The following is a 20,607-nucleotide window of genomic DNA, read 5'->3' on the forward strand; positions in this document are numbered from 1 at the left end:
CCAAAGGCGTTGATTTACAGGACGTGCTTTAACAGTAGTTCAGTCAGGTCCGCGTGGGGCATGGGGCGGTAAAAGAAAAAGCCCTGCACCAGCGCGTAGTTATCCGTTTTTCCTCTTACGAATTCCAGGGTTTCGGCATCCTCAATGCCTTCCGCCACCAGTTCCAGATTCAGGTTTTTGCCGATATCGATAATGGTTTGCACAATGGCGGCTTTTTTCGCGTCTTGCAGCGCGCCCAGTAAGAATGAGCGGTCGATTTTCAGGTAGGAAAAGGGAAGTTCCTGCAGGTAGCTGAGGGACGAGTAGCCCGTGCCAAAATCGTCCAGGGCGAACCTGACGCCCTGGCTCTCCAACTGCAGCATGGCGTTTCTCACCAGGTCTTTATTCGCCATGAACAATGATTCCGTGACTTCCAGAATCAGTCTGGAAGGCGACACATTGAAACGCTCAAGCTCGCCCATGATATCGTTAACCAAGGCGCCGTCATTAAAGTCGGCGATGGAAAGGTTGACGGAAATCGTAGTGTCCGTAATGCCCTGACTGCTCCACTGCGCCAGAATCTTGCAGGCTTCATGGACCACCAGGCGACCAATGTCTCTTATCATGCCGGTATTTTCGGCGATGGGGATGAACACTCCGGGAGGAATTACGCCGCCATCCGGCTTTATCCAGCGAATCAGTCCTTCAGACCCCTTAATAGCGCCGGTTTTAATATCCACCTTGGGTTGCAGATGGAGCGTCAGCTCAAGGTTTTCGATGGCTTTGCGCAACTGGTTTTCCACCGTCTGTTTACGCACTTCCTCCTCAGCGATGCTAAAGCTGAAGAACTGAATGGCTGAACCATGGTTAAAACCGTGGTATTTGGCCAGATCCGCGTGGCGGACCAGATCATTCACGGTCTCGCCGTCCTCTGGATAAATGCTGACGCCGATGTGGCAGGATATGAAGTAAAGGTGATTGCCGAACTCGATGGGCTGGCCGATATCCCGCTCGATGTTTTGGCAGATCGACATCACCTCGTCGCTGCCGGAGATATCCCGCAAGATTGCGATCAGATCATCGCCGCCGAAACGGGCGACGATATCCTGATCCCGCAGACGCAGCATGATGCGGTGCACGGAGTCGATCAGTATAGCGTCGCCGACTTCAAAGCCCTGGGTGTCATTGATTTTCTTGAGGCCGGACAGATCGATGAAAAGGACCGCCAGCTTCATCAGGTGAAAGTTGTGAAACCTGAGCTGCTTTTCAAGAAGCTGGTTGAGGCAGTTGCGATTGGGAAGCCCCGTCATGGTGTCATGCAAGGCTTGAAAACGGATGATGTCATCGGTGATTTTCTGCGAGGTGATGTCCTTGAAGCTCCAGACCCGGCCTTGCAGTTGGCCGTCCACCACTTTCGGGGACGAGTAAAACTCATAATAGCGTCGACGTTTGAACTCGATGAGTCCATTCACGTTGATAAAGGGATCTTTGCGTATAGCCTCAAAGGTTTCTTCAAGTACCGTGGGGTTCTTGCATATCAGAAGCAGCTGTTCCTCAAATATCATGTCCGCCTGCAACTGGTTGATGAAATCCTTGCCCTGCCGATTCAGGAGGGACAGCTCGCCGTTACTATCAAAGGAAATGATGGCTTCTCCGGTGGCGTCCAGAATGGCGGTTAATTCGGCGCCGGAGCGGCTGATCTGCGTATTAGCCTGACTTAATTCATCAACCTGCCGCGAAAGCAGCGTATTTTGCTCGTTCAATTCATTGGATACGACGAACAGGGAGTGCTCGATGAAGCGTATCTCATCCTCATGCTGGGTATAGGCGTCCGATATGCTCTCCAGAAAGCGGGGATGCGCCGCCAGGAGTTCGGCCAAGCCCGCTCGCTTCAGTTGGCGGTGTAACAGCTTGTGCATCATCCGACCTCTTCGAAAAGCGTCACCGTCATCGTCTGGTTCAGCAGGCCGCAGCGTCCGTCGCTGCAGATCACTGAGGAAATCTCCCCGTAAGAATAAAATCCCGCCATATGACATCCCTCGGATATCATCTCTTTGACTTCTTCCAGTTCTTCCTCGGTTCTGACGCCCAACACCATCCGCCGCCCGACGCAGCTGACCAGGATCGCCAGTTGTGAAGTCGCGCCTTTTATATCGCTAATGGCTTTCTCCGTGGCGTAGCCCGCGCCCGATATGAGGTTTTCGTAGTTGGCGTGCATAATCTGACAACTGGCGCCCTCCGGCACGTTGCCGGCGAACACCATGCTTTGGTCTTCTTCATTGATGGAGAGAATGGTGCGAACGACAAGTTCCGTGGCGACGGGATGTTTGAGGCCGATAGGAAAGCGCAGGGCGGACGCCGGCAGCTCATTGGCGTACTCGCCGAGATAGGTCTTGTAGATTTCCAGGGCGGGCTTGTTATCCAGTTCGTACAGCACGTTTTTCCGCGATTTGGTGACCTTTCTATTGGGGCCAAACGGCTTCCAGCCGCCAAAATTGCCTTTACCGACCTTGAGGTTCGGCCCATAAAAACAGATAAGCGCCACCAGCCCGCCCCGGTACTGATCGTTCAGCCAGACCTTGGTCTCTTTGAAATCCATGCCGTCCCCCGCCAGACCGCCCGTCATGTAGATATTGTCCGGTAACTTCTTGCAGACGGAGCGAATCAGATCGGAGCCGTTGACCACATGTCCATCCGACATGACAAAAATGTGCACCAGGCCGTCAGTGTTCAATTGCTCCGCTAAATGCGCGCCCAAGGCGCCGCTGTCGCCAAAATCATGGAAGTCGGCGGACAGGGCCTCTATCCGAGAGGAAGCAAAGGTCGCTGCGGTCAGGCAGATGCAGCTGTCGAATAGCTTGGCTCCTTCAATCGCGCCACTGGTGGTGCAGCCGGTAATCTGCGCCTGTGGAAAAGCCTGTCTGACCTGATCGCGGACGTTGGGATCGTCCATGATGTTCTTAGAGCCAAAAGCGATGACCCATTGCGCTGAGCTGGCCGAGGGCAGGGGCTGGCTCCAGGCGCCATTCTGGTATGTCGACTGATAAATCTCCGTCACTACAACCTCCCTTTTTGTCGTTCTTACTTTCTGGCCTTCATTCTCTTCTTTCTTTTCATGCTCGACTTTTCTACTTCACCACTGCTCTCGACTTTTACCTTTCTTGTAAAAAGTCCTCCTCAAAGAATAGACCGAGATCCGCGATACGCATCTCCGACAGGCGGAATTGGCGTGTTTCAGGCGTCCCTATCGCTGCGTCAACGAGGGAAACAATAGTGTCGCCGTTAGGCGCGCGATTTTATGGCTATACTTCACTGCAAAGCGGCGCGAAGGTCTGAAGCCATCAGCGAGGCAAGAAGTAATGGTGTGGCTGCGCAGAATGTTCTGGTCCTGCATCCTGATTAGCATCATGGCGACGCTGCATGCGCGCGCAGAGGAGAAAGTCTGGCTGTCCATCGGCGAGTTCCCGCCGTATTTCTCTTCGAAACTGAGTCACTATGGCGTTTTCCCTCACATTGTCGAAGAAGCGTTCGCTGTCGAACACATCCAGGTCGAGTACATCTTTTTGCCCTGGAAGCGAGCGCTGCGGATGGCCGCCGAAGGGGATTATGACGGCACGCCGGGCTGGGTTTACTCAACGGAGCGGGCGCAGCAGTTTTCGTACAGCGATCCGGTTCTCAACGAAACCAAAGTGTTCTTCCATCTGAAAAGCCTGAACTTTGACTGGAACGGCATTGAAGACCTTAAGCCTTACAAAATTGGACTGACACTGGGGTATTTCTATGGCCCAACTCTCGCCAAAGCCGAGGAGCGCGGTGATTTTTTATTTGAGCGCGTGTCGACGGACCTGCTGAATATGAGAAAACTGGCGGCGGGAAGAATTCAGTTGTTTGTCGTCAATCGTGAGGTCGGCTTGCAGATCGCCCGCAGCGAAATGCCCGCCCAGGACGCCGCCAATATCACTTATCACCCCAAACCGATCTCCGTGGACGCCCAGCACCTGCTGATCTCCAAGAACATTGACCCTGTCCGCGCGCAGTTTCTGTTGGATTCATTCAACCGGGGGCTGCGTAAGCTGAGGGAAAGCGGCCGCTACGAGGCGCTATGGAAAGAAGATATTGGAGGACCAGGCCCATGAGCCCTCCCGCCAATTATTATGCCTCAACTAAACTTGATAGAACCCTGTCCGATACGCCGAGCGCTCAGGAGGCAATGATGAAACAGCTGCTGATGCCCCTCATTTGTTGCGCGTTACTTTGTCCATGTCTGGCGTCAGCGGAAGACCTGAGTTTGACCAATGGCGAGTGGCCACCATTCACTTCGGAAAGCTACCAGGATTATGGGTTTATTTCCCATGTCGTCGCGGAGGCGTACAAACTGGAGGGAATCGACGTCAAATACACCTTTCTGCCTTGGAAAAGAGCTTTGCAGGAAGCCCGGGAAGGGGACATCTGGGTGGGTTCTGTGGCCTGGTCCAAGGCCGACGGCAGACCTGATCATTTTGTGTTCTCCGAGCCGATCATTGTGCTGACGGATGTCTTCTTCCATCGCAAAGATCTCCCTTTTGACTGGAACACGTTCGAGGATCTCAAGCCTTATCGCATTGGCGCGACGATCGGGTACTCTTATGGCAAAGCGTTCAGTGAAGCGGAAGCAAAGGGGTTGATCACCGTCGAAAGAATCTCCACCGATGAAAGCAACTTCAAGAAGCTGGCGCAGGGGCGAATCAATCTGTTTCCCTGCGTGCTTGAAGTTGGCTATGAAATTCTCGCCCATAACCTGCCGGCAGGCATCGCCAACAGCATCACTAATCATCCGAAACCGCTGCGAAGCGTTGGTTATCACGTCATCATCACCAAGAAAAACCCCCAGGCTGAACGCTATATCGCCGCGTTTAACCGTGGACTGCAAAAACTGAAAGATTCCGGACGCTACGAGCAGTACCTGGAAGGCATCGTGGAGGGCTATTACCGCAGGGAGTCAGAGAAAGCGGCGCCGTAAAACGGTGATATGAAACAATGATGTGAAACCATGGCGTCACTGCGCCGGATGTTCAGGGGGGAATGAGGCTGGGGTCTATTTGCAGACGATTCAGTTTGCCAGAGGCAATCAGCTGTTGCATCCCTTTATCAAACTGCGCCTTCAGCCAGGCATGGCGAGGCGATTTCTTCGAAAACATCAGGTACAGCTTGGCGGTATACAATTGCTCCGGCAGATATCTGATTTGCTGGCGCTCCGCCGCGTCAAAGTGCTTTCTTAAGACTTCCAGTCCCACTACCAGATCACTGGGAAACAGGTCGATATGGCCTTTGATCAATTGTCTGAAGTTGGTTGCTTCCGAGTCGCTGCGACGGACCGTGAATAATCCCGTCCGTTCCGCCTCATCCAGCTTGCTCCCGTAGTTGTAGCCCAGTATGGCGCCGACGCGCAGCCTGCTGGCGTCTTCTGGTGGCGTCCAGATTTCTTCCCATGACACGGCGCGATGCTTTGAATAAAAGAACACCGTGCGCTCGATGATGATTGGCATCTCACTGAATACGAAATCCTGCTCTCGTTCCGCGGTTTTTTCCCACGCGATGGTGGCGTCCAGCTCTCCCCGCTGACACAGAAAGAAGCTGCGATTCCAGGGATGGAAGCGGTATTCCACATCGATACTCGCCAGCGCAAACGCCTCGGAGACAATCTGCGAGGTGGGACCAAAGTGGGGCGCGTCTTCGGAAATATACGGCGGCCACTCGCCACTGCCGATATAAATCACCTCCTGCGCCGACAATGAAGCGCTCCATAGCAACCCCAGGCACAGAAAAAGCCGAATCGGAAACATTTGTAAACGCCAACGGCGCATCGTCATCACCCAAAGTCATCATGCGTGGCTTCTAAAAGCGTAGCAGATTGCCAAGTTGGGCGGCGCCAGGCCTGAGGTTATTACTTCTTTTGACAGATTGCGTTTAACTGATAATTAGAGTGCAAAGATTCTGAACGCCGCGTCGGATGGCGCTTTGCTTATCCAACCTACGACAGGCCGGCGCATTTTCGGCCTGACTTTAACTCTGGATAGAGTTTGCCTTTCAAAATAGATCGGTCGATGGATAACCCGTCCCTTGCTCCCTCCATATTCTGACTCACGGAAACAACCACTTTTTAGATACCCAGTAATTCAGCATATGGAGCATCTACATGAACGGAAGAGAAAAGTTCTCCCTTCTTCTGGCGGATCTCGGCAGTTCCATTGGGCTGCCTGACTTTCATCTTAAGGATGAGCCGCCCGCCCAGCTTGTCTTTGACGACAATATCGTTGTCAATTTTGAGCTCTGCCCGAATGAAATGTTTTTGATTATCTACAGCAGTCTCGGTGAGGTCGTCGACGCTTCCAGCCACTCACTTGAACCCCTTAACGCCAGGTACAAGCTGCTGTTGGCGGCCAATCTGTTCTGGCGAAAAACAGGCGGCGCTACGGTGGGGCTGAGCGACGACGGCCTCGCCATCATGAGCTACCAGCATCCCGTCGACGGGTTGGATGCCCGCGCGCTGGAGTCGCTGCTGGTCACTTTTGTGGACTGCGCGGAGTCGTTGAAAAGGACTTTGCAGAACGCTGACGAACAGTCAGAGGCGCTTTCCATCAGTCACCCAATATCGTCAATCCCATCAATACCTTCCATCCAATCAACCGATCATTTGGTTAAAGTTTAAACCTCAGGAGTCCATCTCATGACCAATCCAATTACTCTATCCAGCTTTGTGACCGCCGCCCGTCAGAACGAGGGAAGGTTGGTGGTTAAAAGTGACACCGTATCAGCCTCAGCTAATCTGGGCCCCCATCATGTTGTTTCTGAGACCGAGAATAAAAGAGTAGCCGGTGAAAACGTAACGGCTAACAACGAGTTTGTGAAGGTTATGGAACAATCATTCGGAGAAAAAATTGCGGGGCAGGCGATTGGAACGGCTCTCCAAAACAGATCGGAAGCACTGACCGGTAGAATAGTGACCGATATTTACCAACGAGCCAAAACGGCGCAGGACGAGCAGGAAAAAGGGATCGTGCAGAAAATGCGTGAAAAACTGGTCAGCCTGCTGGGATATGAACCTGAGAGCGCAGTCAGGAAAGAATGGGGAGCAGTAAAGACGAAAGTTAATGTCGCCAGAGATCGCAGCGACACCATCGAATCACACAAACTCCATGATATTGTTTCTTTTGCTACTTTTGAGCCCAAAGGCGTAAAAGAGGCCGCTGCGGTGGATTTTCTGTATAACCATCCTGATGGCAGGTTGCTGATGACGAACATCGCCAGGAATACCGCTGACTGGGATAATCCCGATAATGGTAACTTCGAAAATAGGAACCAAAAGAGGCTGGGGATCGCCCTGGGGCAGGTTATGTCGGGGAAAGAGCTTCCCACCAGACTGCATCTTAATGTCGGGGATGAGTTGGTTAAAATCACCAAACGCGGCGTTGAGGCGAGCGCTTATTCGCCATACTTCACCACCCGGGCCGCGCTTGAAGAGGCCATCGCTACGGTGGGGCAGGAGGATCAGAATAAATCTATCGCGGCTGTCTTTGGGTTACCGCTTGGAAGCATTGACGCTAATGATGTATATGACGTTCATGTGATACGAGTCACCCAGGCGACAGACGTACTGACGTCCACCGTGGCGCCGACGGAGGAAATAGGCGGCGAAGTAACAACGCCGGGAGGCGCCATGCAAATTCTAATGAGCCGGGCGGATGCTGAAAACGTGACGACCACGATTAAGGAGAGGGCGGACACCAGCGGCGTAGGAGCAAGCGTGGTGCGCACCGTTGGCGATTTGTTTAAAGCCGCTCAAAGCCAGCTGGGATTTGGCTCCTGATCACAAAATAACAGGCTAATCTGAGAAGCTTGTACAGAAGACCACTCTCTCAAAACCAGGGAGAGTGGTTAAGCATCATGGTTTTGATCTTCGAAGAAAAAATCATCCATAGGAACGATGGACGTTTCCCCGATAAGTCATTAGTTTATGGATCACTCTTACGGCGGTTTTGAATTTTGTCCGTATAGATCATGCCCTTACACTACACGAATACAAGGATGAGCGATGGGAACTGTCCATTCCAATACTCCAGATAGCGAAATCTTCAAGAAGGTATGCGCTGACCGCTTTTTTCCGGTGTCAGGAAAAAAGGATATCACCAGTTTATTAAATAGTTACTTGCCGTTTGATACGCAATACAACACAAGATACTCGGGGAGAAATCTATTCGGAATGAAGATAGCCACTCATTTACTTGAGAGTGGGAGGCTATATTCTGATTACTATGGCCAAAGATTGATTATTGAAGTCGGTTGTTCATCCGTCATTTTTTTGCAAATAAGCCCTGAAACCGGGGATATTCACCATCACTTTTTCATCCAAAGCCATCAAGAATTTTTAGCCGATGTTAACACCAGGCATGTGGCGAGGCTGGTAGCTGAGGCTACGGCGCCAGTTGAAACCATCGTAAAGTATGAGATGTATTTTATGATGGGGTTCTTTTCAACAGTTAGCGTTCCTATGTGGCTTGCTGTTACCGGTTCCAACGCCACGTACCTTTACGCCGACAGCAAAGTGAAATCTGAAGCTTATACAAGTCTTCTAATCGAGCTAGGTAAAGAGCTGGAAAATATAAGACAGTATGCCCCAACTCTTTACGGAAAAATTATTGATTTCATCACCAGTGAAAAAAACGCTCTTGTGAAGCGAACGGTTAAAGAGCTACCTAGAACAATACTGACTGATGAAGGCGTTCGAGGCCAAGTAGCGGGGATTCTCTATGGCAAATATGTCAATTCCCCGCAAGGATTCGCAGTTTGGAATTTAGTATTCACATTACTATTACAGGCGGCAATTAAGTCCATCACCAAGTTGCCATCAGCTATGAACACAGCTGTTGATCAGCGCTACAGTCCTATTTTGGCGTTATTTCAGCAGACAGATTGGAATAATATCGAAGAGAGAAAGAAAGCCAGCACAGCATTAATGGATTTGATGAAACAGTCTGGAGTCAACGTTACGCTTGAAGAAGCCGATAAAATTCTTACTGAAATTACAGCTCACCCAGCAGAGGTAAGGTCAACCCTTACCAACTTAGAAAGAGCGTTTAAAGATTTCAAAAGGAAGGTAGGTTAATTTCATGCGGTATATCAGTGAGAAAAAGTCCTCTGGCAAACCCGGCGTCATTAAGTCCAGGGCGTTTACCGTCCTTCTGTTTTCCTGCCTGTTCGCAATTCAGTCTGCTTGCGCTACGAATAAGACAATACACTCAACGGAAGCTCGCGATTTCTGTGAAGCGCATAATCCTGAGCGCTGGGAAAAGTACTGGCGGGAAGGCAGCGCCGAGAGCACGGAAAGTTATTACCAACAGCTCGCCAGTGAGATTAAATCGACTATAAAGACAGACGAGTTCAAGCAGATATTCAAGGATCAGCTTGAAATTCCACCTGATGAATATAGAAAGCAATACCCCAACGACTATGTCTATTACAAAGAAAAAATTTCCGAACTGCTTGGCGAAGAGTGGGACTGCGAGTACTTAAAATATCATTATGTTTATGAGTTAAAGGAAGAGTAGGACTCTCTCGGCAAGAAAGATAATTTCTGTTTTTTTCCGCCAACGGGCCTGACATAAGCGGGCCCTGTCATAACAGATAAATAATAGACGGAATCTATTTGTCTGCCCGACTAAAAAGCACTTTGACGCGGCGGAGCGTCAGCAAATCAGATATAGGAGGTTCTGCACATGGAACAATTCACCGGCGGCTGCCTTTGCGGCGCTGTGCGTTTGGTGGCGACGGGGCGTCCTTATCGGGTGGGGCTTTGTCATTGTCTGGATTGTCGTAAGCATCATGGCGCGTTGTTTCATGCGTCGGCGATTTTTCCGCAGGACGCGGTGACCGTGACAGGGGAGGTGGGCGATTATGAGGGTCGCTGTTTCTGTCCTCGTTGCGGTTCTTCGGTTTTCTCACGCACTGGCGACGAAATCGAGGTTAACCTGGGCGCGTTGGACGCCCCGGATCAACTCACGCCTACCTACGAACTTTGGACCTGCCGTCGCGAGTCCTGGTTGCCGCCGTTTCCAACCGTCCGTCATTACGAGCGCGATCGCGACGACGCCAGTCGCGCTGAAGAATAGACGACGCGTGAATTTCGATTGCTTGGCCTATTACGATTCCAGCGATTGGATATAGCAACAAAACATGTCCGCCATGGAGTTGGCGTAGGCGGTGATTTCTTTTTCGCTCCGGGGAGCGTCGGAGAAACGCTCGCCAACCTCCGTCAAGGTATTCAAAATCAGACTACTCACCAGGCGAAGCTTTGGCGCGTCGGTCGTTGGCAGAAGCTGTTGCATAAACTGCTCAAAAATAAGCGCCGATTTCTGCATGACCTCCTCTGTTTCCGGCGCATCTCGATACAGGGGCGCAGCGTCATCAAGCGCTCTTCTGATCGCCACTTCGTCACACTCAGATCGCAGAAAAACCGCGACAAGTTTACGCAAACGCTCCAGTAGCGGGCTGCCCTGGTCGTCCAGCAATATGGATTGAAACAGTTGCGTGGTGCGCTCCCACTCATCACTTTGCAGGCGAAACAAAATGGCGGCTTTGTTGGGGAAATACTGATAAAGCGAGCCTACGCTGACGCCGGCTCTTTCCGCCACCCGTGCAGTGGTGAATCGCTGCGCGCCTTCCGCCGTCAAAACCTGAACAGAGGCTTCGAGAATGGCGGAAATCAGGTCGTTCGCACGCGCCTGTTTTGGCTTTTTTCTCTGTGAAATCGGTGAGTTACGAGATGCGGTCAAGGGACGCTCCTAATGCGAACACGAAAACTGACGAACTCGTCATATAATAAAAAATATCAACGGTTTTCAAGTTCGGCGCAGACGTGCTCCCCATATTGAGACTGATGACTCCATGCGCAGGTCCTGTCGTTTTCACATGAATGAATATGACTTTAAGGAAGTTTTACATGATGAGTAATGATCGCACCGCTATCGTCACCGGCGCTGCAAGAGGCATCGGCGCTGAGATCGCCAGACAGTTGGCGCAAGATGGATTTCAGGTTGTCATCAATTATTCCCGCAGCGCGGCTGACGCCGAGAAGGTCGCCAATACCATCCGAGAAAATGGGGGGCGGGCTTTGGTGGCGCAAGGCGATGTGTCCAGCGCCGCCGACATGGCGCGATTGTTTGATGAGGCCGAGGCCCACTTTGGAATCGTGGATGTGCTCGTCAATAACGCCGGCGTGACGAAAATGGGCATGCTGGCGCAAGTCTCAGACGAGGACTTCAATAACATCATGGCGGTTAACCTTACCGGCGCGTTCCATGGCATGCGCGAGGGCGCGAATCGTATCCGGGACAATGGACGTATTATCAATCTGTCGACCAGTATTATCGGGAATTACATCCCGGCCTGTGGCCTGTACGCAGCGAGCAAAGCCGCGGTTGAGGCGATGACTCACACCCTCGCCAAGGAATTGGGCCCACGGGGCGTGACCGTCAACGCCGTGGCGCCTGGCCCGGTTGGTACGGAACTTCTGTTTAAAGAGCGCTCGCAGGAAATGATCGATCGTTTGATCAGAGACATTCCCATGGGACGTCTCGGCGAACCGGACGACATTGCGAAAGTTGTTTCGTTCCTGGCGGGTCCGCAGAGCAGTTGGGTCAGCGGGCAGGTCATTAAAGCGAACGGCGGGCGCAACTGAAACCTGTCAGCCAGGCATGGATGAAGAGCAGGGGGCTTGCACCGCCCCTTATCTTCGCTATAAGTGAACTTAAACTTGTCAAACTGATGTCATCTGATGCGCACAAAAAACTCTGTTCTTTCCACCGTGATCACGAGAGCGCTGATGCGTTTTCTTATTTCATTCATGGCGATCCTTGCTCTAGTCTCCTGCCACCGCTTGAAAGAAAGCCCGGAATTCACGGCTTCCAGTCAGCTTCCTCAGTATGACTACCAGTCAGGCTTTGACGAGTACGTCGCCGAAACCAAAGCGTGGCTGCTTGAGAACCGGGCGTTTAAAACCAAAAACCGGCAACAAGAGCTGGACGCTAATCTGCCTTTTGAGCTGACGCCGACGCATCCGAACAATAAAAGCGTTCTGCTGGTTCATGGCCTGGGGGATTCGCCGTTTTCGTTCACGGATGTCGCCAGTCACCTCGTGAGTAAAGGCTATTTTGTGCGGGCGATACTGTTACCGGGTCACGGCAGCAAGGTCGCTGATCTCAATCTGGCCACGCTGGATAGCTGGAAGGCCAGCCTTCAGCATCACATTGAACTGTTGAAAGCCACATCGGAAGAGGTCTGGCTCGGCGGCTTCTCCACGGGCGCCAACCTGGTCACGGCGGCGGCCTACAACGACGAGGATATCGCTGGCTTAATCCTGTTTTCACCAGCATTTGAAGCCCGCTCGCGATTGCTGTTTTTCTCTAAATACGCCAAGTATTTCATTACCTGGGCGGACAGAGATGAAGAGTCCAACTATCTCCGCTACAACTCGCTTCCCATGCATGCGGCGGCGATGTTTTATGAAACGGTTTTAGAGGTGCGGGAGAAAATGAACGACTCCGGGTTTGCCAGACCGGTGTTCATTCTCGCCAGCGCAAACGACAGCATCATCGACACCCAATATCTGCGGGATCGCTTCGGCCGGTCCTTTACCCATCCCGGCAGCCGACTGATCTGGCAAGGCGATGATATCGCCGACCGCGATCCTCGTATCCGGACGTATAGCATGAACCTGCCCGAACTCAGAATCGCCAACGGGTCGCACATGGGCGTTCTGTTTGCGCCGGACAACCCGGAGTACGGCGTCAACGGCAAGTTGAGAATCTGCGACAACGGCCAGTCGCAGGAAAATCAAATCCTCTGCGAAAGCGGCGCGGAAACCTGGCGTACCGCCTACGGCGGCGATGGGTCTGATAACGCAACGTCCCGACTCACCTTCAACCCTTATTTTGCTGAGCATATGGAAGTCCTGGACCGGGTCATGGCGTCGGACTCTGGTGGCGCCAGAGTTGTCGAGTCAGACTAGCGTCGTTCAGATATCACGGCATAAAAAGAAACGGATTCTCCCGCAGCGTTTGCGTGGCCAGGTCGATGAAGCAGCGGGTCTTGGCGTTGGCGCGGCGGCCTTCCATATGAATGATGCTGACCGGCAATGGCTCTTCCTCAAATTCGGTGAGCACTCGTTGCAGGCGTTTATTTTTCAGCTCTTCCGCCGCCTGATAAGTCATTAAAGTGGTTATGCCGTGACCCAGTAACGCCGCCTTTAGCGCCGCGCCGTTGTGATTGCAACGTAGTCTGGGATTGAGTCGAACCAGTTCTTTTTTGCCTTGAATCTGGAAATACCAGCCGTTGGTGTGCTCGAAGCGGGCCGGGAAAATAATGCTGTGATTGGCCAGGTCTTCCGGCGTTTCAGGGTAACCGTGCTGCTCAAAATACGCCGGCGCGCCGCACACGATCTTCTTCACGTGGCCAACAGTTGTGGCGTACAGGCTGGAATCCTTGAGGTGGCCGATGCGTATCGCCACGTCAAAGTCTTCTTCCAGAAGATTGGTGACCCGATCCAGCAGGATGATCTTTACGGTGACGTCCGGATGTTTCCCCAGATAGTCCGTCACAATCGGCATGACGTACTTTTCGCCGAACAGCACAGGCGCAGTGATGGCGAGCGTCCCGGTGGGTGTTGCGTAGGTGCCTGAGGCGGCGGCTTCCGCCTCTTCCAGATCCTCCAGAATGCGTTTTGCATCCTGTAAAAAGCGGGTGCCGGGTTCGGTCAACCTCACCAACCGGGTGGTGCGATTAAATAGCTTCACCCCCAGCCTCTCCTCCAGTGCGGCGATAGCGCGACTGGCCGCCGGCGCGGAAAGCCCCAGCACCTCACTGGCGACACTGAAGCTCTGCTGTTTCGCCACCTCAATAAACACCTGCATGGTTTGCAGTTTATCCACGCTGTCACCCTGATTTTCGCTGTCTGATTATTGCGCTGAGTGTAAGAGTGAATTGTAAATTGCGTCAATTACTTCGGTATTTGCATGAATAATAATGCTTAACGACGACTCACTCAGCTCAACAGGAGAACACCGTGAACGCCCATTTTTCCAATACACAAGCGCCGATCAAACTCTATCGCAATCCCATGTCAGGTCACTGCCACCGCGTTGAGCTGATGCTTTCATTCCTGGATCTGCCTTATGAAACGATTGATCTGGATATGGCGAACGGCGCGCACAAGGCGCCGGAGTATCTGAAAATCAACCCGTTTGGACAGGTTCCCACCATTGACGACAATGGCTTCGTGCTGGCGGATTCCAACGCCATCATTACGTATCTGGCGCTGAAATATAGCAATGGCGATGAGTGGTCGCCGAAACAACCGGAGCAGGCGGCGCAAGTGCAGCGCTGGCTTTCTGTCGCGGCGGGAGAAATCGCGCAGGGTCCTTGCGCGGTGCGCCTGGTGAAGCTTTTTGGCATGAAGCTGGATTATGACAGAGCCAAAACCATTACTGAGTCACTGTTTCGCGCCCTGGAGCCCCAGCTGTCCGGCCGTGACTATCTTGCCGGAGATCGCATCACCCTGGCGGATGTGGCGGGTTATAGCTACATCGCTCATGCGCCGGAGGGCGGCGTCAGTTTGCAACCATATCCCGCCATTCGCACCTGGTTAGAGAGAATTGAAGCGCATCCCGGATTTGTTGGCATGAAGCGTTCTCCCTTGCCGACAGCGTAGATCTCTTAGACTTAATCCAATCGAGGAGCAGGTTATGACTCAGCAAGAAAACTCTCCGTTTCACGCGGCGGAAATCGCGGTGCAAAAGCGGCTTGGCGTTGCGGACCAAGTGGCGCAGTACTCCGGGGGAATCCGTAAGGCGATGCCGATGCAGCATCGGGAGTTTTTCTGCGAGCTGCCTTTTGTCATCCTGGGCCTTGTCGACCAGCAAGGCTTTCCCTGGTGCATGCCGTTGTTTCCGGGGGCGGCGGCGCTCTCCGGTCACTCCGGGTTTATCACTTCTCCCACTGATACTCGTCTGGAGCTGCAGGCATTGCCAGTCCTGACCCGCCTGTTGAACCTGGATTTCGCTCCGGGCCAGAAAGTAGGGATGCTGGGCATTCAGCTGCATACCCGTCGTCGTAATCGTATGAATGGGGTGATTGCGGAAGTGACTGCGACAGGTTTCGGCATTGATGTGGAGCTTAGCTTCGGCAATTGCCCCAAGTACATACAAACCCGTGAACTGCGCTGGATAAAGGGGGAGTCCGCCGCCCTGTCCGTTGATAGCGCTGCGGTTGTCGTCGGCATTGCTGAACAGGCAAAGACGCTGATAACGCAATCAGATACTTTTTTTATCGCTTCCCGCAGCAAATTAATGGACAGCGATCCTCGCCATGGCGTCGACGCCTCTCACCGTGGAGGCAAACCGGGTTTCGTGAAAGTGGAGGGCGATACCCTGTTGTTTCCGGACTTCAGCGGCAACCGCTTTTTCAATACGTTGGGCAATATCGAGTCTGACGGTCGAGTCGGTCTGTTTTTCCCCGACTTCTCGACAGGAAATGTGCTGTTGGCGGCGGGACGCGCCGAAGTGTTATGGGATCATCCCTCAGTGCATGAGTTCGAAGGCGCGCAGCGCATCATTGCGGTCACAGTGGAAACGTCTACCTACCTCGAACAGTTCTTGCCGGTGACCGGTGAACTGCAAGAGCTTTCCCCAGCTCTCGACGGCACTGGCGTATGGAAAGATCGCAAACCATCCGCCACAAGGACATCCGCCACAAGGACATCCACCACAAGTACAACTCAGACGCTCAAGCTGGTGGAAAAACGCAGAGAGAGCGACAGGGTGACGTCGTTTTATCTGGCTCCAGACAACGGCGAAACGATAAAAGACTACATTCCCGGGCAGTTTTTGCCCATAGAAGTACGCCTTCCCGGCCATAAACAACCGCTAAAACGTCACTATACCTTGTCCTCCGGCCGCGCTGACGGCCGTTATCGCATCACGGTGAAGCGGGAAGAAAACGGTGTGGTTTCCAAGGCGCTGCACGATCAGGTTCAGGTTGGCGACGTGATTCATTCAGGCGCGCCCGCCGGACAGTTCACGCTCAAGCAAAACGACCATGCCGTCGTGCTGATCTCGGCGGGCGTCGGTATAACCCCGATGATCGCCATGTTGGAGGGGCTTATTCATGAGGTGAACCAGGGCGCAACCGCCAGACCGGTTTGGTTTATCCACGCCACGCAAAACAGTCAGACTCATCTCTTTGCTGATGAGTTGGCGCAACTGGCGGCGCAGCACGATTGGCTGCATCTTCATACGATTTATTCCAGGCCATTACGGCAAGATAGAATCAATAAATATCATGACTCGGAAGGTCATCTCTCTATTGAACTGCTGAAACGCATATTGCCTTTTGATCACTATGATTTCAATTTATGCGGCTCTGAAGGGTTTATGAGAAGTATCTATAAAGCGTTGGTTTCAACAGGCGTTCAAAAGGCCAATATATATTATGAATTCTTCGGTGAAGGGTCTATCGAGGAAATCAATCCCTCTATCCCTTCAATCAATATCGCCACAAAAGCGCAAGTTAGTTTTTCCCAAAGCAGAGTATCGGACGAATGGTCCCCTGATGACGGCAGTCTATTAGCGTTCGCGGAAAAACTGGGCGTCACGGCGCCATTCAGTTGTCGGTCGGGTTACTGCGGCGCCTGCATGACGCCCATTAAGAAGGGAAGTGTGGCCTATCAAACGCCCACAAGCTTTTCCGCGGAAGCAGGACATGCGCTTCTTTGTTGCGCCAAACCCGCCGAAGGTAGCGCAGAGGTAGTGATTGATATTTAGCCTTTCAGGGGCATGGATGCTGTTCTTGGCGCGTTGCCGGCAGGCGGCCTATAAGTAAACCTATTTCTAGATAAATGGTTTATCTATTTGATATATAACATATCATTCTCTTTTCTTTTCGTATTTTCCAGATAACTAAGCTCTCTTGGACGTGAGCAAAATTTATGCTTTCGTATATTGTATACAATATACAGTGGTAGTATATTGGCGTTGGTTGTTTGTTGATCGTCATGGCGCCAATACCATACCTGAAGGGTTTGGTCGGGCGCCCACTCACTAACGCAAAACGAAGGAGATGCCTATCGAAGAACGACTCTGTCACCACCCAAAGACGGCATGAATAGATTGAGAGTTAACCACTGCGGCCAGCAAAAACGCATAACGAATGATCTATCTGTCACTCATAGACTTTCATTTTGGCTTCACCATTAAATACAACTAAAAGCCGAAATGAATCATAGATTGACGGTTACTTTATTATGAAAAAGTATTCGACGTTATTTAATTTTGTTGCGGCAGTTGTTTGTTTAACAGGTTCCATTGCGCAGGCGTCGACCCTGATGCCGGATCAGCCCAAAGATGTCCAATATTGTACGGCCAGTGGCGTATCCCAGGATGAATGGATTGAGGGTATTAATATCGATGGCGTAGTGAAAAAGTCCGGCCAGCCCGGTGAAGTAAATCATCGCAACGGCTATTCAGATTTTTCTAATCAAGTTATCGAACTCACTTCAGGCTACATTACCCTGACTCCCGGGTATCGTCTAAACCGCTATCCTGAGCACTGGCGTATCTGGCTGGATTTGAATCAAAACGGCGTTTTCGAGGATGACGAAATGCTGCTTGATGATCTGTCAGGGGAGGGGGAAGTTAAAGGGAGATTAGCCATTCCTCAGGTTACTGAGCCCCTGCTGACCCGTATGCGAGTGTCGATGACTTATGAGGGTGCATCGGAATCCGCCTGCGGCGACGTGGGATATGGCGAAACGGAAGACTACACCGTTTTGTTGGGCGGTTCGGCTGAAGCCGACATTCCGAATGTTTGCAGCCAGGAAGCGCCATACACCGGTAGAACGCTGACAAACGGCAAGGCGGTCTGTATGCCGGATTCCGCGCCCAATTACCTCAGCATCGGTAACTCCGACAAATATCAAAGTATCGCCATCTCCACCGGACACGGCAGCGGTAATTTAAGCCTGTACGCCAAGAACGGCGGCTGGCCGAAAACGGATGGCTCTGATCCCAGCTCCACCAAGAGCGGCAACGGCGAGTGCGTGATCATCAAGACTCCCTCCAGCTACTGGACCTACATCACCGTAACGGGGGCCAAGTCCGCCGCCTCGGTCGTCGTGGACCTTGGCGCTACGTCATGTCGCGGCTCAACGGATACCCCTGATCCGACGGGCAATAACGGCTATCAGTATGACTCCGTGAATATTCTGGTTTATCGCTTTGAGTTCACGGACGCGCCATTCAAGTGGGACACCCTGGAGCAGGATCTGCAAAAGGTGAACGAGTACTACAAGGAGCAGTCCTACGGCCGGTTTAATGTGACCTATGATTTATCGCAGCCCGTCATCCGCATCAACGAAAGCAAGTCGAAATACGACAATGACTTTCACGCCTGGAGAAATTTGTACGAAAGCAAAATTCGTCAGACCGGCGTTGATCCCAGCAATCCCGGAGCCGCCAACATCATTATGATGACGGCCCCGCAGGTGGGTAACTTTAACTCCAGCGCCGGGCCGCCATTAATGTCCATCTACCATCACACACCGGGTGTCGTGGCTCATGAAATGGGGCACGCCATGGGGCTGAGACACGCCAAAGCCGTCGAGGCCGGTCCCGGAAAGGTTATCGGCACAGGCGATATCGACAAAGAAAGCCTCAATTACGGCAACGTGTACAGCATGATGGGCATGGGCGCGCATACGCTCGAAGAGTACAACCTGATGTACAAAAGCTACTTCGGATGGCTCACCGACAGCGAAGTCCCCCTGATCAACAGCTCAGGCGTGTATCGCATTTACGCGTTTGATTACGGAACCCGCAGCGGAACCAACGCGCCGGGCTACATCGGCCTCAAACTGAAATCCGGCAACGGCGCCTACACCTACTGGGTTGAGTACCGCACCACCCACTACCGCTACAAAAACACCAAAAACGGCGTGCTGCTCAACCTGCAGGGGTATATGGAAAACGAAAAGGACCCGGATTTCTGGAAACACACCTCCCACCTGCTGGACATGACGCCCGGCTCCCTGACTCCCGGCAAAGACTCCCCCTGGGCCCTGATCGACCAAACCGACTCAGAACTGGTGATCGGAAAAACCTACACCGACCACTGGGGCGGCTTCCGCATCACCCCCATCGCCAAAGGCGGCGTAGAAGACAGCGCCCAAGCCTGGATCGACGTGAAGGTGGAAATGCTTTAAGGGCGGTTGAGATTTTTGATCTTGAAAACCTGGCCTCGTTTGGGGTCGGGTTTTTCTTTTCCGAAACACCTCTTAATTTACTCTTTCTAGCCTAAACTCAATGAGATATCCCATCCGTTTGAAGAGGGTGATCCGTTGAGAAGCGTGACGAGTATTGCTTTCCTGTTGTGTCTGACGCTTACGGCGTCGTGGAGTTACGGTAAAGAGCGTCTGATCATTCGTGTGGGGGAGTCTTTCCCCAATTATTACCAGGATGAGAACGGAGATTGGCAGGGCGTTGATGTGGAGTTGGCCCGGGCGCTGGTGGTGCGGGCGGGTTTTGAGTATGAGTTTCGCTCTATTCCCTGGTCTCGCGCTCTGGTGATGGCGAAAGAGGGCCAGATAGACATTCTGGCGAACGCCAATATCACTGCGGAGCGCTCGGAATACCTGTATTGGATTGGCCCTGAGCGTTACACGCAGCTAAATCTGGTTGTTCGGAAAGAGCTGCTGGACATGCCGATTAACAGTCTGGACGATCTGGTCACTCAGTGTAAGAAAAACCGCGGCCTGTTTGGTTACCAGCGCAACGTGAAATATACGCCGGAATTTCACCGGCGCTTAGAAACCGATCCAGAGTTCGCCGCCTGTTTGGAGTCCGTTGTGCAGCCGCTTAACGACGACAAGGTCTTGCACCAGCGGCTACTGGGATATTTCGACGAGCCGTTCGACATCGTGCTCGAACGCAAACGCGATCCGCAATATGCGTTAGTGGTGCATCCGTTTGTCTTGCTCAAAGAGCCTGTCTTTATTGGCGTGAGTAAAAAAGGCGTGAATGTGGATAGCTTGATCAAACTTTTTGAAGCCTATGAGTCCTTGTTGTTGGACGGAACTTTGGAGAAAATCCGAAGCCAATGGATGCAGGAAGGATAAACCGCCCCATGTTAACGACAGCAGAAATATTAAACCTGATTCGCCTTACCGAACTTGAAATCAGACGGCTCCAGGAGCAAATCGACGGCGATGATGAGAGCAAAAGCAATGAGGCCGGCGAAGTGATCCTGCAGTTTGACGCGATGGCGCTCAAGCTTGAGCAGATGTATCTCGAATCGCAGCCTGATTACGATATTTACCCGCAGTATGACGACTATATTAAGCTCATAAACGGATAGTGTATGGGCTTGAGGGGGGATGCGTCGGATGGCGCTTTGCTTATCCGTATATGGTCTCCTCCTGTTTTGCAAGGGCTTCAGACTTTGATAACAAGGTAGGTTGCTGCCGTATATCCGGCCTGTTTGCGAGTTGTAATACTCTGGCCTTGATGAGCTGTCCGCGCGTATCGTCCTTATCGACCTATCGGTATT

The 20,607-nt window shown here is 52.3% G+C and carries 19 protein-coding genes; 14 read left to right on the top strand and 5 right to left on the bottom strand.

The genetic code is table 11. The features are described from left to right. Positions 1–14: 14 nt before the first annotated feature. Both KP814_RS29710 and KP814_RS29715 read right to left on the bottom strand, forming a co-directional pair. Positions 15–1,901 (bottom strand): bifunctional diguanylate cyclase/phosphodiesterase, encoded by a 1,887-nt coding sequence (locus tag KP814_RS29710; protein ID WP_216740182.1) that lies wholly within the window; start codon positions 1,899–1,901, stop codon positions 15–17. After that, positions 1,898–3,037, bottom strand: coding sequence for an FIST N-terminal domain-containing protein (locus KP814_RS29715; RefSeq protein WP_216740183.1), 1,140 nt, complete (start codon positions 3,035–3,037; stop codon positions 1,898–1,900). The genes KP814_RS29710 and KP814_RS29715 overlap by 4 nt, the downstream gene beginning before the upstream one ends. A gap of 301 nt (positions 3,038–3,338) precedes the next feature. Between KP814_RS29715 and KP814_RS29720 the strand changes: the two genes are divergently transcribed. Beyond that, on the top strand, positions 3,339–4,115 hold the full coding sequence (locus KP814_RS29720; RefSeq protein ID WP_216740184.1) for an ABC transporter substrate-binding protein: 777 nt from the start codon (positions 3,339–3,341) through the stop codon (positions 4,113–4,115). Between the two features lie 77 nt (positions 4,116–4,192). Further along, the gene (locus KP814_RS29725) at positions 4,193–4,978 is read left to right on the top strand and encodes an ABC transporter substrate-binding protein (RefSeq protein WP_216740185.1); all 786 of its coding nucleotides are present in this window, start codon (positions 4,193–4,195) and stop codon (positions 4,976–4,978) included. A 52-nt stretch (positions 4,979–5,030) separates the two neighbouring features. Here the strand turns inward: KP814_RS29725 and KP814_RS29730 are convergent, their stop codons facing one another. Continuing rightward, positions 5,031–5,801 (bottom strand): ABC transporter substrate-binding protein, encoded by a 771-nt coding sequence (locus tag KP814_RS29730; protein WP_253938730.1) that lies wholly within the window; start codon positions 5,799–5,801, stop codon positions 5,031–5,033. A gap of 353 nt (positions 5,802–6,154) precedes the next feature. Between KP814_RS29730 and KP814_RS29735 the strand changes: the two genes are divergently transcribed. The 5 genes from KP814_RS29735 to KP814_RS29755 all read left to right on the top strand — a co-directional run bounded on the left by KP814_RS29735 (position 6,155) and on the right by KP814_RS29755 (position 10,124). Beyond that, positions 6,155–6,667 (top strand): type III secretion system chaperone, encoded by a 513-nt coding sequence (locus KP814_RS29735; RefSeq protein WP_216740187.1) that lies wholly within the window; start codon positions 6,155–6,157, stop codon positions 6,665–6,667. 18 nt (positions 6,668–6,685) lie between these two features. Further along, positions 6,686–7,825, top strand: coding sequence for a hypothetical protein (locus tag KP814_RS29740; protein WP_216740188.1), 1,140 nt, complete (start codon positions 6,686–6,688; stop codon positions 7,823–7,825). A gap of 225 nt (positions 7,826–8,050) precedes the next feature. Next, positions 8,051–9,121, top strand: a complete 1,071-nt coding sequence (locus KP814_RS29745; RefSeq protein WP_216740189.1) for a hypothetical protein — start codon at positions 8,051–8,053, stop codon at positions 9,119–9,121. A 4-nt stretch (positions 9,122–9,125) separates the two neighbouring features. Then, positions 9,126–9,563: a hypothetical protein gene (locus tag KP814_RS29750; protein WP_216740190.1), complete on the top strand. Its 438-nt coding sequence runs from the start codon at positions 9,126–9,128 to the stop codon at positions 9,561–9,563. A 168-nt stretch (positions 9,564–9,731) separates the two neighbouring features. Beyond that, the gene (locus KP814_RS29755; RefSeq protein ID WP_216740191.1) at positions 9,732–10,124 is read left to right on the top strand and encodes a GFA family protein; all 393 of its coding nucleotides are present in this window, start codon (positions 9,732–9,734) and stop codon (positions 10,122–10,124) included. 30 nt (positions 10,125–10,154) lie between these two features. Here KP814_RS29755 and KP814_RS29760 read toward each other — a convergent pair whose 3' ends face one another. Further along, a complete protein-coding gene (locus tag KP814_RS29760) occupies positions 10,155–10,787 on the bottom strand; it encodes a TetR family transcriptional regulator (RefSeq protein WP_216740192.1) in 633 nt (210 codons plus the stop codon). Positions 10,788–10,954: 167 nt separating this feature from the next. On the opposite strand from KP814_RS29760, the gene KP814_RS29765 reads away from it, so the two are divergent. Both KP814_RS29765 and KP814_RS29770 read left to right on the top strand, forming a co-directional pair. Beyond that, positions 10,955–11,692, top strand: a complete 738-nt coding sequence (locus KP814_RS29765; RefSeq protein WP_253938731.1) for an SDR family oxidoreductase — start codon at positions 10,955–10,957, stop codon at positions 11,690–11,692. Between the two features lie 144 nt (positions 11,693–11,836). Continuing rightward, on the top strand, positions 11,837–13,021 hold the full coding sequence (locus KP814_RS29770; protein WP_253938732.1) for a carboxylesterase: 1,185 nt from the start codon (positions 11,837–11,839) through the stop codon (positions 13,019–13,021). Between the two features lie 13 nt (positions 13,022–13,034). Here the strand turns inward: KP814_RS29770 and KP814_RS29775 are convergent, their stop codons facing one another. Continuing rightward, complete coding sequence (locus KP814_RS29775) at positions 13,035–13,940, bottom strand: LysR family transcriptional regulator (protein ID WP_216740193.1); 906 nt, start codon at positions 13,938–13,940, stop codon at positions 13,035–13,037. Between the two features lie 134 nt (positions 13,941–14,074). Between KP814_RS29775 and KP814_RS33520 the strand changes: the two genes are divergently transcribed. The 5 genes from KP814_RS33520 to KP814_RS29800 all read left to right on the top strand — a co-directional run bounded on the left by KP814_RS33520 (position 14,075) and on the right by KP814_RS29800 (position 20,415). Next, a complete protein-coding gene (locus KP814_RS33520; RefSeq protein WP_216740194.1) occupies positions 14,075–14,719 on the top strand; it encodes a glutathione S-transferase in 645 nt (214 codons plus the stop codon). 34 nt (positions 14,720–14,753) lie between these two features. After that, entirely contained in the window at positions 14,754–16,829 is a 2,076-nt protein-coding gene (locus tag KP814_RS29785) for a pyridoxamine 5'-phosphate oxidase family protein (RefSeq protein ID WP_216740195.1), read from the top strand. A gap of 560 nt (positions 16,830–17,389) precedes the next feature. Further along, positions 17,390–19,264 carry a GEVED domain-containing protein gene (locus KP814_RS29790; RefSeq protein WP_216740196.1) on the top strand — a complete coding sequence of 625 codons (1,875 nt, stop codon included), beginning with the start codon at positions 17,390–17,392 and terminating at the stop codon, positions 19,262–19,264. A gap of 144 nt (positions 19,265–19,408) precedes the next feature. Next, a complete protein-coding gene (locus KP814_RS29795; RefSeq protein WP_216740197.1) occupies positions 19,409–20,176 on the top strand; it encodes a transporter substrate-binding domain-containing protein in 768 nt (255 codons plus the stop codon). A gap of 8 nt (positions 20,177–20,184) precedes the next feature. Then, positions 20,185–20,415: a hypothetical protein gene (locus tag KP814_RS29800; protein ID WP_216740198.1), complete on the top strand. Its 231-nt coding sequence runs from the start codon at positions 20,185–20,187 to the stop codon at positions 20,413–20,415. The last annotated feature ends 192 nt before the right edge of the window (positions 20,416–20,607 follow it).

Source organism: Hahella sp. HN01, from assembly GCF_018986435.1.
GTDB lineage: Bacteria > Pseudomonadota > Gammaproteobacteria > Pseudomonadales > Oleiphilaceae > Hahella.